The following is a 15,532-nucleotide window of genomic DNA, read 5'->3' as shown; positions in this document are numbered from 1 at the left end:
CGGTGGCTCACTGGTCCCAGAGCGCCCCGAGCGTCATCAGTTCGCCGTGGTACTCGATCCGGTCCGCCCACGCCGTGGGCCAGGCGTCGGCGCCGACGTGCGCGCCCGCGAAGGCGCCCGCGAGGCAGGCGACGGAGTCGGAGTCGCCGGACGAGCAGGCGGCCCGGCGCAGCACGGTGACCGGCTCGTCGGGGAAGAGCAGGAAGCACAGCAGACCGGCGGCCAGGGCCTCCTCGGCGATCCACCCCTCCCCCGCGGCCAGACACGGGTCGGTCTCGGGCGAGGGGCGGCGCAGCGTCTCCTGGAGCCGCTCCAGCACGGCGAGGCACTCGTCCCAGCCGCGTGTCATGAAGTGCTCCGGGCTCGGATCCTGGCTGCGGGTCCACAGGTCGCCGAGCCAGCGGTGGTGGTAGTGGGACCGGTTGTCGAGGGCGTACGAGCGCAGCAGCCCGACCAGCGCGGCGGGGTCGGCGCCCTGCGCGAGCAGCCGGACGGCGTGTGCGGTGAGGTCGGAGGCGGCGAGCGCGGTGGGATGCCCGTGGGTGAGGGCGGACTGCAGCTGGGCTGCGCCGGCCCGCTGCTCGTCGCTGAGTCCGGGGACGAGGCCTAGCGGGGCGACGCGCATGTTGGCGCCGCAGCCCTTGGAGCCGATCTGACTGGCGTCCTGCCACCGCCGCGTCTCGTCCTCGAGCAGGTCGCACGCGGTCAGGCAGGTGCGCCCCGGGGCCCGGTTGTTGTCCGGCGACCGGTTCCACGCCACGAACTCCTTGCGCAGCTGCGGCACCAGGGAGTCCGGCACGAGCAGGCCGCGGTCCATGGCGCTGCGCAGGGCGCGCCCGACCGCCAGGGTCATCTGGGTGTCGTCGGAGACGAAGGCGCGCGCCGGGAGCTCCATCTCCCGCCAGGGCCCGCACTTGGCGAGGATCGACGGAACGTCGTCGAACTCGGTCGGAAACCCGAGCGCGTCCCCCAGGGCGAGTCCCAGCAGGGATCCGGTGGCGCGCTTGCGGACGGTGGTCGAGGTGGTCATGCGGAACGTCCTTCCCGGGGCGGTCGCAGCAGGGGCGGGTGGAGCGCGGTGGCGGCCCCCGCCCGGTAGAGGGCGGCGGGTTTGCCGCGGCCGCCGGTGAGGCGCGCGCCGCCGGGGACGGGCTCGACGAAGCCCGGGGTGGCGAGGACTTTGCGACGGAAGTTGGGCCGGTCGAGGCCGGTCCCCCACACCGTCTCGTAGACCTGCTGGAGCTCCCCGAGGGTGAACTCGGGCGGGCAGAAGGCGGTCGCGAGACAGGTGTACTCGAGTTTGGCTCCGACCCGGTCGTGGGCGTCCGCCAGGATCCGGTCGTGGTCGAAGGCGAGCGGCTCGACGTCGTCGTACGGCTGCCAGCGCGCCTGGACCGCGTCGCCGCCGCTCATCGGCTCGGGCGCGTCGGGAAGCAGCGCGGCGAACGCGACCGAGACGACCCGCATACGAGGGTCGCGGCCGGGCTCGCTGTAGGTGCGCAGCTGCTCGAGGTGCAGCCCGGAGACGTCCTTCAGGCCGGTCTCCTCGGCGAGTTCGCGCCGGGCGGCCGTCTCGGCGGACTCGTCCGGCAGCACGAATCCGCCGGGCAGCGCCCACCGGCCGGCGTACGGCTCCTGCCCGCGCTCGACGAGCAGCACGTGCAGGGCGCCCGCGCGGAGCGTGAGGACGGCGAGATCGACGGTGACGGCGAAGGGCTCGTAGGCGTGCTTGTCGTAGGCGCGCCCGTCGTTGGTGTGCCGGTCGTGGCCCTGCATGACGAGCACCCCCTCTTAATAGTCACCACGACTATAAAAAGGGGGTGTCGCTTCGCACAAGCCCCGGGGTCCGGGATTCGCGTCCTAGAGGTCGACTTCCTGCATCAGCATGCCGACCTCGGTGTTGGACAGCCGGCGCAGCCAGCCCGACTTCTGGTCGCCCAGGGTGATCGGCCCGAAGGCGACGCGCACCAGCTTGTCGACGGGGAAGCCGGCCTCGGCCAGCATCCGGCGCACGATGTGCTTGCGGCCCTCGTGCAGGGTCACCTCGACCAGGTAGTTCTTGCCGGTCTGCTCGACGACCCGGAAGTGGTCCGCCTTCGCGTACCCGTCCTCCAACTGGATGCCGTCCTTGAGCTTCTTGCCCAGGTCACGCGGGATGGGGCCCACGATGTGCGCGAGGTAGACCTTCTTCACGCCGTACTTGGGGTGGGTCAGCCGGTGCGCCAGCTCACCGTGGTTGGTCAGCAGGATGACGCCCTCGGTCTCGGTGTCGAGCCGGCCGACGTGGAACAGCCGCGTCTCGCGGTTGGTCACGTAGTCGCCGAGGCACTGCCGGCCCTCGTTGTCCTCCATCGTGGAGACGACGCCGGCCGGCTTGTTCAGCGAGAAGAACTGGTACGTCTGCGTGGCGACGGTCAGGCCGTCGACCTTGACCTCGTCCTTCTCCGGGTCGACCCGCTTGCCCTGCTCCAGGACGATCTCGCCGTTGACCTCGACCCTGGCCTGCTCGATCAGCTCCTCGCAGGAACGCCGGGAGCCGTAGCCCGCGCGTGCGAGGACCTTCTGCAGCCGCTCGCCCTCCTGCTCGGCGCCGGGGAAGGTCTTGGGTGTCCTGACGTCCTTCCTGCCCGCGTACCGCTCGCGGTTGCGCTCCTCGGCCCGCGCCTCGTACTCCCGCGAGGTCGCCGGGACCCAACGGCCGCGCCCGGTGCCCTGCCCCTGCTTGGGGCCGCCCTTCGCGCCGCCGCGCGCGGAGGCGCCGCGCCCCGACTTCGGGCCCTCGTGGCTGCCGCCGGGACCCACGTCGTAGCGGCGCTCCTCGGGGCGCGGGTTCTTCGGCCTGGCGCCCTGCTGGTCGTCGCGGGCGTTCCCGGCGCCGCGGTAGTCACCGCGGCCACCACTGCTCCCGCCGCGGCCGCCGCCACTTCCGCCGCGGCCACCACCGCCGCTCCCGCCACGACCACCGCTGCTCCCGCCGCGGCCGCCGCTGTTGCCACCACGGCTCCCGCCGTTGTTTCCGCTGCTGTTCCTGCCGCTGCTGCTTCGCATCAAAGTTCCGTCTTGTCGTCTGCGTCCTCGGAATCCGGAGCGTCCGGATCGAACGACGGCACGCCCTCCTGGGTCTCGGCCTCGATCGCCTCCGCCTCGGGCAGGAAGGGCGCGAGCTCCGGGAGCTCGTCCAGACCGCGCAGGCCCATCCGCTCCAGAAAGTAGTTCGTCGTCACGTACAGGATCGCACCTGTTTCGGGTTCCGCGCCCGCCTCCTCCACCAGACCGCGCTGGAGCAGGGTGCGCATCACACCGTCGCAGTTCACTCCGCGCACCGCGGAGACCCTGCTGCGGCTGACCGGCTGGCGGTAGGCGACGACCGCCAGGGTCTCCAGCGCCGCCTGGGTGAGCCGGGCCTGCTGGCCGTCCAGGACGAACCCCTCGACGGCCGCCGCGAACTCCGGCCGGGTGTAGAACCGCCAGCCGCCCGCGACGAGCCTCAGCTCGAAACCGCGCCCCTGCACGGTGTACTCGTCGGCCAGCTCGCGCAGCGCGTCCGCGACGCTGCGCCGGGGCCGCTGGAGGATCTTCGCGAGATGCTCCTCGGTCGCGGGCTCGTCGACGACCATCAGGACGGCCTCGAGGGCCGGCTTGAGATCCAGTGCGGCGACGGTCTCCTCGCTCACGTCTTCGTCTCCTTCCCGGGCTCCTCGGGAGGCCGGTCGAACTCGTCGGTGACCCTGGGCTGCGCGTCCCCGTCCCCGCCGGTCCAGCGCACCAGCAGCTCGCCGAGCGCGGTCTCCTGGTCGAGGGCGACGGCCTTCTCCCGGTACAGCTCCAGCAGCGCGAGAAAACGGGCGACGACGGTGAGGGTGTCGTCGGTGTCCGCCACCAGCGCCCGGAAGCTGGCCTCGCCGAGCTCACGCAGCCGTGCGACGACGATCCCCGCCTGCTCCTGCACGCTCACCAAGGGCGCGTGGATGTGGTCCACGTACACCTGCGGCTTGGCCCTCGGCTGCATCGCCTTGACCGCGAGTCTCGCGAACCCTTCCGCGCCGATGCTGATGACCACCTCGGGCAGCAGCTCGGCGTGATGCGGTTCGAGCCCGACGGTGCGGGGGTAGCGGCGCCCCTCGCTCTCCAGCCGGTGCGTGAAGATGTCGGCGATCTGCTTGTAGGCGCGGTACTGCAGCAGGCGGGCGAAGAGCAGGTCCCGGGCCTCCAGCAACGCCAGGTCGGCCTCGTCCTCGACCTCGGCGGCGGGCAGCAGCCGCGCGGCCTTCAGATCGAGCAGGGTGGCGGCGACGACCAGGAACTCGGTCGTCTGGTCCAGGTCCCAGTCGGGGCCCATCGCCCTGATGTGCGCCATGAACTCGTCGGTGACCTTCGACAGCGCGACCTCGGTGACGTCCAGCTTGTGCTTGGAGATCAGCTGGAGCAGCAGGTCGAAGGGACCCTCGAAGTTGGCGAGCCGGACCTTGAAGACACCGTCGGGCACCGCCTCAGCGGCTGCCACGGAACCTGCGGGGACAGCCCCCGGAACTGCGGTTCCCGCGGCGACGGTTCCAGGAGCGGCGATGCCCGGAGCTGCTGCGGTTCCCGCGGCGACGGTTACCGGGGGACCCGGTTCCGCACCTCTTTCCGGATCCCGGGTGAGCGCATGCGGGACAACCTCTTCCCGGCCCGTTTCCGGCTCGGGCTCCGGCTCCGGCTCGGGCTCCGGCTCCGGCTCCGGCTCCGGCTCCGGCGGCGCGGATTCCGCGGCAACCGGTTCCGAACCCGTTTCCAGTTCCGGGACGGCGACGTCGAGGGCAACCGGTTCCGAACCTGTTTTCGGCTCGAGGGCGGGGGGGTCCGCGGCAACCGGTTGCCTGCCCGTTTCCGGCTCCGGGTCGGCAACCTCCGGAGCAACCGCTTCCCGGGCCGCTTCCCGTTCCGGGGCGGCGGCGTCTTCAGGCACCGGTTCCCGGCCCACTTCCGGCTCAGGAGCGGCGGGCTCTGCGACAACCGGTCCCTGGATCGCCTTGATGGTGACGGTTCCCGGGATCGCCTCGATGGCGACCGGCTCCGGAACCGTTTCCGCTGCGACCGAATCCGTCACGACCGGCTCTGTACCGGGCTGCGGATCGGTGGGCGCCGTGCCCGGCCCCCGCCCCAGCGCTCGCCGACGGCCGGCTGCTGCGCCGGGGCCGGGGGCGGAGGCGTTGTTCGAGGTCATGGCCTCCGCAGGCTACCGCTACCGCCCGCGAAGTCGTCGTACGAGGATGCTGGCGTCCCCGCGGCTCTCCAGGTCGGCGAGGACCACGGCGACCGCCTCGCGGACGATGCGCCCCCGGTCCACAGCCAGCCCGTGCTCTCCCCGGAGCACCAGACGGGCGTGCTCCAGATCCATGAGCTCCTCGGCGGAGACGTAGACGGTGATCTTCTCGTCGTGCCGCTCCCGGCCGCTGGGCCGGCGGGAAGCCTGCCGTCCGCGCTTGCGCGGCTGGTCGTCGGCGGAGGCAGAACCTTCCTGCACACCCTGACGGCGCTCGGCACGCTCACCGGGGGTGCCCCTGGTGCGGGACTCCCCGGCGTCCGCCGGGCCGGCGTCGGCCGCCACGTGCTCGGCGCCCTCACCGTCGCCGCCCTGCGCGGGCACGGCCTGCGGCGCGTCCTGCGCGCCGCCGGCCGCCACCCCGTCGCTCTCGCCGGCCGGCGCGGGCACCCGGGCCTCGCCGTTGGCGTTGCGCCGGGGTGCGGACGGCTGAAGCGCCGTTCCCCCTGTCGTACGGAAGAGTTCGTCGGCCCCCGGCAGACTCACTCGGCGTGACACCGGGCGAGCACCTCCCTGGCGAGCTGACGGTAGGCGGCGGCGCCGACGGAGTTGGACGCGTACGTGGTGATCGGCTCACCGGCGACCGTGGTCTCCGGGAAGCGGACCGTGCGCCCGATGACCGTGTGGTAGACGTGGTCGTCGAAGGCCTCGACGACCCGTGCGAGCACCTCGCGGCTGTGCACGGTGCGCGAGTCGTACATGGTCGCCAGGATCCCGTCGAGTTCCAGCTCGGGGTTGAGCCGCTCCTGGACCTTCTCGATGGTCTCGGTCAGCAGGGCCACACCGCGCAGCGCGAAGAACTCGCACTCCAGCGGCACGATCACCTTGTGGGCGGCCGTCAGGGCGTTGACGGTGAGCAGACCGAGCGAGGGCTGGCAGTCGATGACGATGTAGTCGTAGTCGTCCATCAGCGGCTTGAGCGCACGCTGGAGCGTGGACTCGCGCGCGACCTCGGAGACCAGCTGCACCTCGGCGGCCGACAGGTCGATGTTGCTGGGCAGCAGGTCCATGTTGGGGACCGCGGTCTTCAGGAGCACCTCGTCCGCCGCCATGCCCCGCTCCATGAGCAGGTTGTAGACGGTGAGGTCGAGCTCCATCGGATTGACGCCGAGTCCCACCGACAGCGCGCCCTGCGGGTCGAAGTCCACGAGCAGCACGCGCCGTCCGTACTCCGCGAGCGCGGCACCCAGGTTGATGGTCGACGTGGTCTTGCCCACGCCGCCCTTCTGGTTGCACATCGCGATGATCTTCGCGGGGCCGTGTTCGGTCAGCGGGCCCGGGATCGGGAAGTACGGCAGCGGGCGTCCGGTCGGACCGACGCGCTCACGGCGCTGTCGGGCCGCGTCGGGCGCGAGCGTGGCCGCGTACTCCGGATCCGGCTCGTATTCGGCGTCGGGGTCGTAGAAGTGCCCGTCGGGCAGTTCGTCGTAGTCGGCGAAGTGGTTGTGGGGCGCGCCACTTCCGTCGCCGGCCATGGCGTTCACGTAATGGCCATCCATGCTCTGGAGTGCTGACAGAGCCAACTGGGGGCTGCTCTGGCTCTGGTGGGCTGCGAAGGTTCGGACAGCGACGGAGCCGACAGCCTCGAGCCCCGCGGAACCCGGGCCCCGCGTACGCATTCCTGGTTGACCACCCCCGGGAGCAAATGTCGACTCATTCACAAGTCGTCTTACCTCCTTGGTGACCAGGAAACTTCTAGACAAGGTCAGCGTGGCACCATGCCGACGGTTGGCGACTCTATGGCGTGTCGGGCGTCCGCAGCAACACAATCCGCCGGACCCGGCCCGATGTGTCGGCAATGAAACATCACGCTGTCAAGGGCGTACGGCCGTCGCACGGCAGGATTCACCGGTGTGCGAATCGGTCGAAGCGTTACGTTCGAGGCGAGTTGGCCGAGAGCCGCAAAGTGACCATACACACATCCGGCCGGACCTTGTCGGGCAAGGTCCGGCCGGGTGTGCGCGGTTGACGCGCCTTGTTGACGTATCGCCTTTACGAAAAGGTGACTTAGCTCCTCCGGCTCAGCCGAGCAGGGAGTCCAGGTCCACGTGCTCCAGCCCGTGCGCCTCGGCGACCTCGCGGTAAACGACCTTGCCGTCATGGGCGTTGAGACCCTTCGCCAGGGCGGCGTCGCGGCGCAGCGCCTCGACCCAGCCCTTGTCGGCGAGTTCGACGATGTAGGGCAGCGTGGCGTTGGTGAGGGCGTAGGTGGAGGTGTTGGGGACCGCGCCGGGCATGTTGGCGACGCAGTAGAAGACCGAGTTGTGGACCGGGAAGGTCGGCTCGGCATGGGTGGTCGGGCGGGAGTCCTCGAAGCAGCCACCCTGGTCGATCGCGATGTCGACAAGGACACTTCCGGGCTTCATCCGGGAGACCAGTTCGTTGGTGACCAGCTTCGGGGCCTTGGCGCCCGGGATGAGGACGGCGCCGATCACGAGGTCCGCCTCGAGGCAGGCCTTCTCCAGCTCGAAGGCGTTGGAGACGACGGTCTGGATCTTCGTGCCGAAGACCTTGTCCGCCTCCTTGAGCTTGTTGATGTCCTTGTCGAGCAGGGTCACGTGGAAGCCCATGCCGATGGCGATCTGCGCGGCGTTCCAGCCGGAGACGCCGCCGCCGATGACGACCGCCTTGGCGGCCAGTACGCCCGGGACGCCGCCCGGCAGCACTCCGCGGCCCCCGTTGGCGCGCATCAGGTGGTAGGCGCCGACCTGGGGGGCCAGCCGGCCCGCGACCTCGGACATCGGGGCGAGCAGCGGCAGCGCGCGGCTCGGCAGCTCGACGGTCTCGTAGGCGATCGCGGTGGTCCCGGACGCGACGAGCGCGTCCGTGCACTCCTTGGACGCGGCCAGGTGCAGGTAGGTGAAGAGCGTCTGGTCCTTGCGGAGGCGGTGGTACTCCTCGGCGATGGGCTCCTTGACCTTCAGCAGCAGGTCCGCCGTGGCCCACACCTCGTCGGCGGTCTCCAGGATGCGCGCCCCGGCCGCCACGTACTCCTCGTCCGTGATGGACGAACCGACGCCGGCGCCTCGTTCGACGACGACCTGGTGACCGTGGCGCACCAGCTCGTGCACACCGGCGGGGGTGATGGCCACCCGGAACTCGTTGTTCTTGACCTCGCGGGGGATGCCGACCTTCACGTCGATCACGGTCCTTGGCTCAGAGGGTGTGGGGGCACAGCAATGACATTCCCGGAGATACAGGACGCACCGGGGCGTACCGCAGGAGAACGTGCGGCAGAGCCAGTCTAATGAAGGCGTTCCCGCTGTCTAGCCTTTCATTGCATCAATCTTTCGGAGATGCGCTACGGATTTCGCAGGCATCTTCGGCGTTCTTCGAGTGATCGGGCTCTTCGGGGCCGTCCGACGGCGCCTCTCCCAGGATGCGTTCGGCCGCGCCGCGGTGCAGGCGGGCCGCCACCGGGTCGCCGAGGCGCTCCAGGGTGTCGGCCAGCCTCAGCTGCAACGCGGCCTGCAGGCGCGTGTCCTCGGCCCGCCCGGCCCACTCCGACGCCTCCTGGCAGGTGCGCAGCGACTCCTCGGGGCGGCCCGCGTACTCCTGGACCCGGGCCAGCTCGCTCAACGCCCTTGCGTGCGCGCCCACATCGTCGTTCTTGCGGTGTCCGGCGACCGCGGCCCGCCAGGCCCGCTGCGCCTCGCCGTAGCGGCCCGCATAGGTGTGCGCGGTGGCGATACGGCCGTAGAGGCGGGCGGCGTCGGCGCGCTCGTCGCGGGCCAGGCGCTGGGCCAGGGCCCGGCCGAACCAGTCCGCGGCCCGGTCGTAGTCGCCGAGCTCGAGATGCGCGCCGCCTACGGATTCCATCGCGCGGCCGATCGCGTACGGGTCGTTCGCCTCGCGCCCGGCGTCCAGAGCGGCCCGGTAGCGCACCAGCGCCTCCGCGGTGCGCCCGGTCCCGGCGTCGACGTCGGCCAGGTTCAGCAGCGCGGCGGCCTTCTCCCGGGGCAGCCGGCGGCGCTCGGCGACGTCGAGGACGAGCTGGTGGATCCCGTACAGGTCCGGTGCGGCGGCCTGGGTGCCGACATGCGCGACCATCGCCCTGACCAGCTGGGACATCAGGCGGCGGGCAAGGGTGTCCAGGTCCCCGTCGGCGACCGCGAGGCGGGCCGAGGCGAGCAGGGCCGGGCGGCGGGCCTGCAGCCAGTCGGCGGCCGCCCGCGGCGTGGGGAAGCGCAGCGCCCGGGGCATGGCCTGGAGCTTCTCGCGGGCCTGGGGACGGTCGGTCTCGGTGCTGGCCCGGCAGGACTGCAGCAGCCGCACCGTGCGCTCCAGCATGCGGGCGCGGGCGAGCTGGAGCTCGGCGGGGCGCTCGTGGGCCTCGGCGGCGGTCCGCAGCAGGGAGTGCAGGCAGCCGGGCACCTCGTACTGGACCAGCGGGGAGTCCAGGGCCCGCAGCAGGCCTCGGGCGACGAGGTCGTCCAGGGCGGTGCGGGCGGTGCTCACCGAGCAGCCGGCCAGCGCGGAGGCGGTGTGCGGGTCGGCCAGGCCGGCCGGGGCCAGGGAGAGCAGTCGCAGTATCCGGGCGGCGGAGGCGGGCAGCGCGGTGTGCACGAGGCGGAAGACGCGGCTGAGCGGGGTGCCCTCGTCGCCCTCCGCGTGAAGCTGCTTGGCGAGGTCGGCGACGGCCGCCTTGGGGCGGGCGGCGAGCCAGCCGCCGGCCAGGACAAGCGCGGCGGGCTGACCCTGGCACGCCTCCACGAGCTGCTCGGCGGAGCGCGGGTCCACGGTGATGCGGACCGAGCCGGTGTAGCGGGTCAGCAGGTCGAGGGCGGACTTGGTGTCCAGGCCGCCGAGGGTGCAGGGACGGACGTCCGCGATGCCGGTGAGGGGGCCGGCGGACACGGCGACGAGCAGGCACTGCGGGGCGTCCGGGAGCAGGGCGTCGACCTGTTCGGCGCCGGTGGCGTCGTCCAGCAGGAGCAGCGCGCGGCGCTCCGCGAGGGTCTGGCGCAGCAGGGACGCGAGGTCGTCCTCGTCCGCGCCGGGCGGGGTGGGCACGTCCAGTGCGGCGAGCAGTTCGCGGGCGGCGCGCTCGACCGGCACAGGTGTGCCGTCGGGCTCGGCGAGGCGGGCGCGCAGGACGCCGTCCGGGTAGCGGTGGGCGACCTGGCGTACGAGTTCCCCGGCGAGCGCGGAGCGCCCCGAGCCCGGCCGGCCGGCGATGAGCAGGACCCGCGCGCGGGGCGCCTTCCGCCCGGAGATGGTGTCCAGGCCGGTGCGCTCGATGTCGGCGCGCAGTTCCTTCAACTCCCGGGTACGGCCCAGGAAATGGCCCTCTGTCGCAGCGTGTCCGGACAGCTGCACGCCGCCTGTGTCCACTGCCTGATCCGTCACGGGCCACACTCCCGTCCCACCGCACGCGCCAGCCCGCCGGGACTCCGGTTCGGGCTGTTCCCGAGCCTAGTTCACGCTCTGCGACGTTCCGGGAGCAGCACGTCGGGCAGGGCCCGGAGGTCCCCCGATCGGATCAGCCGATCGTCACACCGCGAGGGTGCGGGAGGGGGCCCGAAGGCGGGCTCAGGCCTCGAACGGCCGCGCCGGCCACGGCGCCTCCGCCGGGCGCAGCGCGTCGAGCCCGTCGCCGTTCTCCGCGGCGGCCAGCGACAGGACGCCGACGACGAGGCAGGCGTTGTGCACGTCGCCCGCCAGCACGGCCCGGACGAGTTCTGCGACCGGCACACGCGCGTGCTCCATGTCGGCCTCCTCGTCCTCCACCTCGAAACGCCGCCCCTGCGCTTCGGAGAGGTTGCGGGCCAGGAAGATCCGCACGGACTCGTCACAGCCGCCGGGGGTCGTGTACATGTCGGTGAGAACCCGCCAGTCCTCCGCCTTGACGTGCGCCTCCTCGTACAGCTCGCGCTGCGCCGCGTGCAGCGGGTTCTCGCCCGGCACGTCGAGCAGGCCGGCCGGGATCTCCCACAGCTTCTGCCGCACCGGGTGCCGGTACTGCTTGATGAGCAGCACCCGCCCCTCGTCGTCGACGGCGAGGACGGCCACGGACCCGGGGTGCACCTGGTAGTCCCGGCGCACCACCGACCCGTCGGGCATGACCACCTCGTCGGTGCGGACGGCGGTCTTGCCTCCCGTGAACGGGGTCGTCGTCGCCCGGATCTCCCACGCCTCGGGGGTGTCCTTGATCGTCATGCCGTGCGTCCTCCCACGTGCCACCTGCGCAAACGAAACCGGGGTGCCCACCCTTGAAGGTTTGCACCCCGGCCACCGTACAACTGGTGTGTTACTTCGAAGTCTTCCGCTCGACCGCCGCCTTCACCAGGCCGGCGAACAGCGGGTGCGGACGCGTGGGCCTCGAGCGCAGCTCGGGGTGCGCCTGCGTGGCGACCAGGTAGGGGTGGACGTCGCGCGGGTACTCGACGTACTCGACCAGCTTGCCGTCCGGGGAGGTGCCGGAGAACAGGATGCCCGCCTTCTTCTCGAGCTCGGCCCGGTAGGCGTTGTTCACCTCGTAGCGGTGCCGGTGCCGCTCCTCGACGTACTCCTTGCCGTCGTACACCTCGCGGACGATGGACCCTTCGGCGAGCTTGGCCGGATACATGCCCAGCCGCATCGTGCCGCCCATGTCGCCCTCGCCCGCGACGATGTCGAGCTGCTCGGCCATGGTGGAGATGACCGGGTGGGCGGTGGCGGAGTCGAACTCGGTGGAGTTCGCGTCGCCGATGTCGGCCAGATTGCGCGCGGCCTCGATCACGATGCACTGCAGGCCCAGGCAGAGGCCGAGCAGCGGGATCTTGTTCTCGCGGGCGTAGCGGATGGCGCCGACCTTGCCGAGCACGCCGCGGTCGCCGAAGCCGCCCGGGATGCAGACGCCGTCCACGTCGGCGAGCTGCGCCTTGGCGCCGGCCGGGGTCTTGCAGTCGTCGGAGGTGACCCACTTGATCTTGACGCGTGCCTTGTTGGCGAAGCCGCCGGCGCGCAGCGCCTCGGTGACCGACAGATACGCGTCGGGCAGGTCGATGTACTTGCCGACCAGGGCGAGCGTGATCTCGTGGTCGGGGTTGTGGACGCGGTCGAGCAGGTCGTCCCAGGTCGTCCAGTCCACGTCGCGGAACGGCAGGTCCAGCTTGCGGACGACGTAGGCGTCCAGGCCCTCACCGTGCACGGTCTTCGGGATGTCGTAGATCGACCGGGCGTCCGGGCAGGCCACGACCGCGTCCTCGTCGACGTCGCACATCAGCGAGATCTTGCGCTTGATCGCGGTCGGCACCTCGCGGTCGCAGCGCAGCACGATCGCGTCCGGCTGGATACCGATGTTGCGCAGCGCCGCGACCGAGTGCTGGGTCGGCTTGGTCTTCAGCTCACCCGAGGGACCGATGTACGGCAGGAGCGAGATGTGCACCACGAAGACGTTGTCCCGGCCGACCTCGTGCCGGACCTGGCGGACCGTCTCGAGGAACGGCAGCGACTCGATGTCGCCGACCGTGCCGCCCACCTCGGTGATCACCACGTCCACCTCGTCCGTCGCCATACGGCGGATGCGGTGCTTGATCTCGTTGGTGATGTGCGGGATGACCTGCACGGTGTCGCCCAGGTACTCGCCGCGCCGTTCCTTGGCGATCACCGTGTTGTAGACCTGGCCCGTGGTGACGTTGGCGGAGCCGTCCAAGTCACGGTCGAGGAAGCGCTCGTAGTGTCCGATGTCCAGGTCCGTCTCGGCGCCGTCGTTCGTGACGAACACCTCACCGTGCTGGAAGGGGTTCATCGTGCCAGGGTCGACGTTGAGGTACGGGTCGAGCTTCTGCATGACCACGCGAAGACCGCGCGCCTTGAGCAGCATGCCGAGGCTGGAGGCCGTCAGACCCTTGCCGAGCGAGGAGGCGACACCCCCGGTGACGAAGATGTGCTTGGTCGTCGTGGATTTGGGCGTCATGGCCAAGAGGGGGCTCCCGTGGTCGCGTTTCGAGGGTGCGGTTCGGGGGCTTCGAGACCACCGGTCCACGGGCTACCAGGGTATCAGCGCCTCGGAGAGATGGCCTCCGGCCACGCTCCGCGCACGGGCCGACACGGGCCGCCGCCCGCACACCGGTTCCTCACTCGCTGCTCACCCGTTCGGCCCACCCGCGTTGCCGGGAGCGGCACGCAGATCATCTACGTGCGTCGTATCCTGCTCGGACACTCGCTGCCGAGCCCGGCCGGCAAGACGGCACACCCCAGCCCGTATCCCACCGGAACAACGAGAGCTCGTCAGTTCGCTGAGCAATAATCGGCGTTTTGCCCCCAGGGCCGAGCGGCTGCTTTGCTTCAGCGCTCAACGACGCATTACCAACGACCCCTTGACCGCACTAGCGACAGCCCCCATTTCCCCTGGGGGTGACGTGGCCGTTCGACTGGAGTTGCACGTGGCCGGGCGCATCGAAGACTACGCACTCATCGGAGACATGCAGACCGCGGCATTGGTCTGCCGGGACGGCACAGTCGACTGGCTGTGCCTGCCCCGCTTCGACTCGCACGCGATCTTCGCAGGTCTGCTCGGCACCGAGGAGCACGGCTTCTGGCGCCTCGGTCCCGCGCACGCCTCCGACGCGCCGCCGCCACGCGCGGCCCGGCGCACCTACCGGGGCGACTCGCTCATCCTGGAGTCGGAGTGGGACACCCCCCGCGGGACGGTCCGGGTGACCGATTTCATGCCCCCTCGCGACGGCGCCCCCCAGCTCATCCGTATCGTCGAGGGCGTCTCGGGCCGCGTCCCGATGCGCTCCGCGCTGCGCATGCGGTTCTCCTACGGGCGGGTCGTCCCGTGGGTGCACAAGCACGAGGGCCGCACGGTGGCCGTCGCGGGCCCGGACTCGGTGTGGTTCGACACGGACTGCGAGACCTACGGCAAGGCGCTGACGACCTACGCCGACTTCACGGTCGCGCCGGGTGACCGGATCGCGTTCACGATCTCCTGGGAGCCCTCGCACAAGCAGCCGCCGCCACTCCCGGAACCCGAGCAGTCGCTCCAGGCGACCGAGGACTTCTGGCGCGAGTGGGTCGAGCACTGCACGTACCACGGCCCCTACCGCGAGGCCGTGATCCGCTCGCTGATCACGCTGAAGGCGCTGACGTACGGGCCGACCGGCGGCATCGTCGCCGCCCCCACCACCTCCCTGCCCGAGGACATCGGCGGCGTCCGCAACTGGGACTACCGCTACACCTGGCTGCGCGACGCTGCCATCACCCTGTCCTCGCTGCTGCGCACCGGCTACCGCGAGGAGGCCCGCGCCTGGCGCGAGTGGCTGCTGCGCGCGGTCGCCGGCGACCCCGAGAACCTGCAGATCATGTACGGCATCGCGGGCGAGCGCGAGCTGGGCGAGGCCGAGCTGGACTGGCTGCCCGGCTACGAGGGCTCCGCCCCGGTCCGGGTCGGCAACGGCGCGGCGCACCAGCTCCAGCTGGACGTGTACGGCGAGGTCACCGAGGCCCTGCACCTCGGCCACATGACGGGTCTGGCCCGCAACGACTACGCCTCCCTCCTCCAGCTGAAACTGATCCGCTACCTGGAGCAGCACTGGGACGAGCCGGACGAGGGCATCTGGGAGGTGCGCGGCCCGCGCCGCCACTTCGTGCACTCCAAGGTCATGGCCTGGGTCGCCGTCGACCGGACGATCAAGCTGATCGAGTCCGGCGACGCCGACGGCCCGCTGGAGCAGTGGCGCGAACTGCGCGACGACATCCACCGGGACGTCTGCGAGAAGGGCTACGACAAGGAGCGCAACACCTTCACCCAGTCCTACGGCTCCAAGGAGCTGGACGCGTCCTTGCTGCTCATCCCGCAGATGGGCTTCCTGCCGCCGGACGACAAGCGGGTCATCGGCACCATCGAGGCGATCCAGCGCGAGCTGTCCACCGCGGACGGCTTCATCCTGCGCTACCCGACCTCGGGCGGCGACGAGGGCGTCGACGGCCTGCCCGGAGACGAGGGCGCCTTCCTGGCCTGCTCGTTCTGGATGGCCGACGACCTCGCGATGATCGGTCGCGTCGACGAGGCCCGCAAGCTCTTCGAGAAGCTGCTGGCACTGCGCAACGACCTCGGTCTGCTCGCCGAGGAGTGGGACCCTCGTCTGCAGCGCCAGGTCGGCAACTTCCCGCAGGCCTTCAGCCACGTCCCGCTGATCGACACCGCGCTGCGCCTGACGGCGTCCGGGGCGTACGGCGGCTGAGTCTTTCGGTTCCATGACGTGGGGGCGGCGTCCGGCGGCTGAACAGGACCGCCGG

The 15,532-nt window shown here is 71.3% G+C and carries 12 protein-coding genes; 1 reads left to right on the top strand and 11 read right to left on the bottom strand.

Annotation, left to right across the window (positions count from 1 at the left end; genetic code table 11):
• Window positions 1-7: 7 nt before the first annotated feature.
• The 11 genes from C6376_RS20480 to C6376_RS20430 form a co-directional block, all read right to left on the bottom strand.
• On the bottom strand, window positions 8-1,030 hold the full coding sequence (locus tag C6376_RS20480; protein WP_107444760.1) for an ADP-ribosylglycohydrolase family protein: 1,023 nt from the start codon (window positions 1,028-1,030) through the stop codon (window positions 8-10).
• Window positions 1,027-1,776, bottom strand: a complete 750-nt coding sequence (locus C6376_RS20475; RefSeq protein ID WP_107449078.1) for an NUDIX domain-containing protein — start codon at window positions 1,774-1,776, stop codon at window positions 1,027-1,029. The genes C6376_RS20480 and C6376_RS20475 overlap by 4 nt, the downstream gene beginning before the upstream one ends.
• Window positions 1,777-1,860: 84 nt before the next feature.
• A complete protein-coding gene (locus tag C6376_RS20470) occupies window positions 1,861-3,048 on the bottom strand; it encodes a pseudouridine synthase (protein ID WP_107444759.1) in 1,188 nt (395 codons plus the stop codon).
• The gene (gene scpB, locus C6376_RS20465) at window positions 3,048-3,617 is read right to left on the bottom strand and encodes an SMC-Scp complex subunit ScpB (protein WP_057579916.1); all 570 of its coding nucleotides are present in this window, start codon (window positions 3,615-3,617) and stop codon (window positions 3,048-3,050) included. The genes C6376_RS20470 and scpB overlap by 1 nt, the downstream gene beginning before the upstream one ends.
• 53 nt (window positions 3,618-3,670) lie before the next feature.
• Window positions 3,671-4,777: a ScpA family protein gene (locus tag C6376_RS20460; protein WP_107449077.1), complete on the bottom strand. Its 1,107-nt coding sequence runs from the start codon at window positions 4,775-4,777 to the stop codon at window positions 3,671-3,673.
• Between the two features lie 447 nt (window positions 4,778-5,224).
• Entirely contained in the window at window positions 5,225-5,803 is a 579-nt protein-coding gene (locus tag C6376_RS20455) for a hypothetical protein (protein WP_107444758.1), read from the bottom strand.
• Window positions 5,788-6,924, bottom strand: a complete 1,137-nt coding sequence (locus C6376_RS20450) for a ParA family protein (protein WP_173985691.1) — start codon at window positions 6,922-6,924, stop codon at window positions 5,788-5,790. The genes C6376_RS20455 and C6376_RS20450 overlap by 16 nt, the downstream gene beginning before the upstream one ends.
• Window positions 6,925-7,326: 402 nt before the next feature.
• A complete protein-coding gene (ald, locus tag C6376_RS20445) occupies window positions 7,327-8,451 on the bottom strand; it encodes an alanine dehydrogenase (RefSeq protein ID WP_173985690.1) in 1,125 nt (374 codons plus the stop codon).
• Window positions 8,452-8,587: 136 nt separating this feature from the next.
• Window positions 8,588-10,654, bottom strand: a complete 2,067-nt coding sequence (locus C6376_RS20440; RefSeq protein ID WP_107444756.1) for a tetratricopeptide repeat protein — start codon at window positions 10,652-10,654, stop codon at window positions 8,588-8,590.
• 183 nt (window positions 10,655-10,837) lie between these two features.
• Window positions 10,838-11,464 carry an NUDIX hydrolase gene (locus C6376_RS20435; protein WP_107444755.1) on the bottom strand — a complete coding sequence of 209 codons (627 nt, stop codon included), beginning with the start codon at window positions 11,462-11,464 and terminating at the stop codon, window positions 10,838-10,840.
• Between the two features lie 91 nt (window positions 11,465-11,555).
• Window positions 11,556-13,205 carry a CTP synthase gene (locus tag C6376_RS20430; RefSeq protein ID WP_107444754.1) on the bottom strand — a complete coding sequence of 550 codons (1,650 nt, stop codon included), beginning with the start codon at window positions 13,203-13,205 and terminating at the stop codon, window positions 11,556-11,558.
• Between the two features lie 469 nt (window positions 13,206-13,674).
• On the opposite strand from C6376_RS20430, the gene C6376_RS20420 reads away from it, so the two are divergent.
• On the top strand, window positions 13,675-15,477 hold the full coding sequence (locus C6376_RS20420) for a glycoside hydrolase family 15 protein (RefSeq protein ID WP_107444752.1): 1,803 nt from the start codon (window positions 13,675-13,677) through the stop codon (window positions 15,475-15,477).
• Window positions 15,478-15,532: the final 55 nt, after the last annotated feature.

This window comes from Streptomyces sp. P3, assembly GCF_003032475.1.
Lineage (GTDB): Bacteria > Actinomycetota > Actinomycetes > Streptomycetales > Streptomycetaceae > Streptomyces.
The sequence above is the reverse complement of the archived record's forward strand: the minus strand, read 5'-3'. Positions and strand labels throughout refer to the sequence as shown.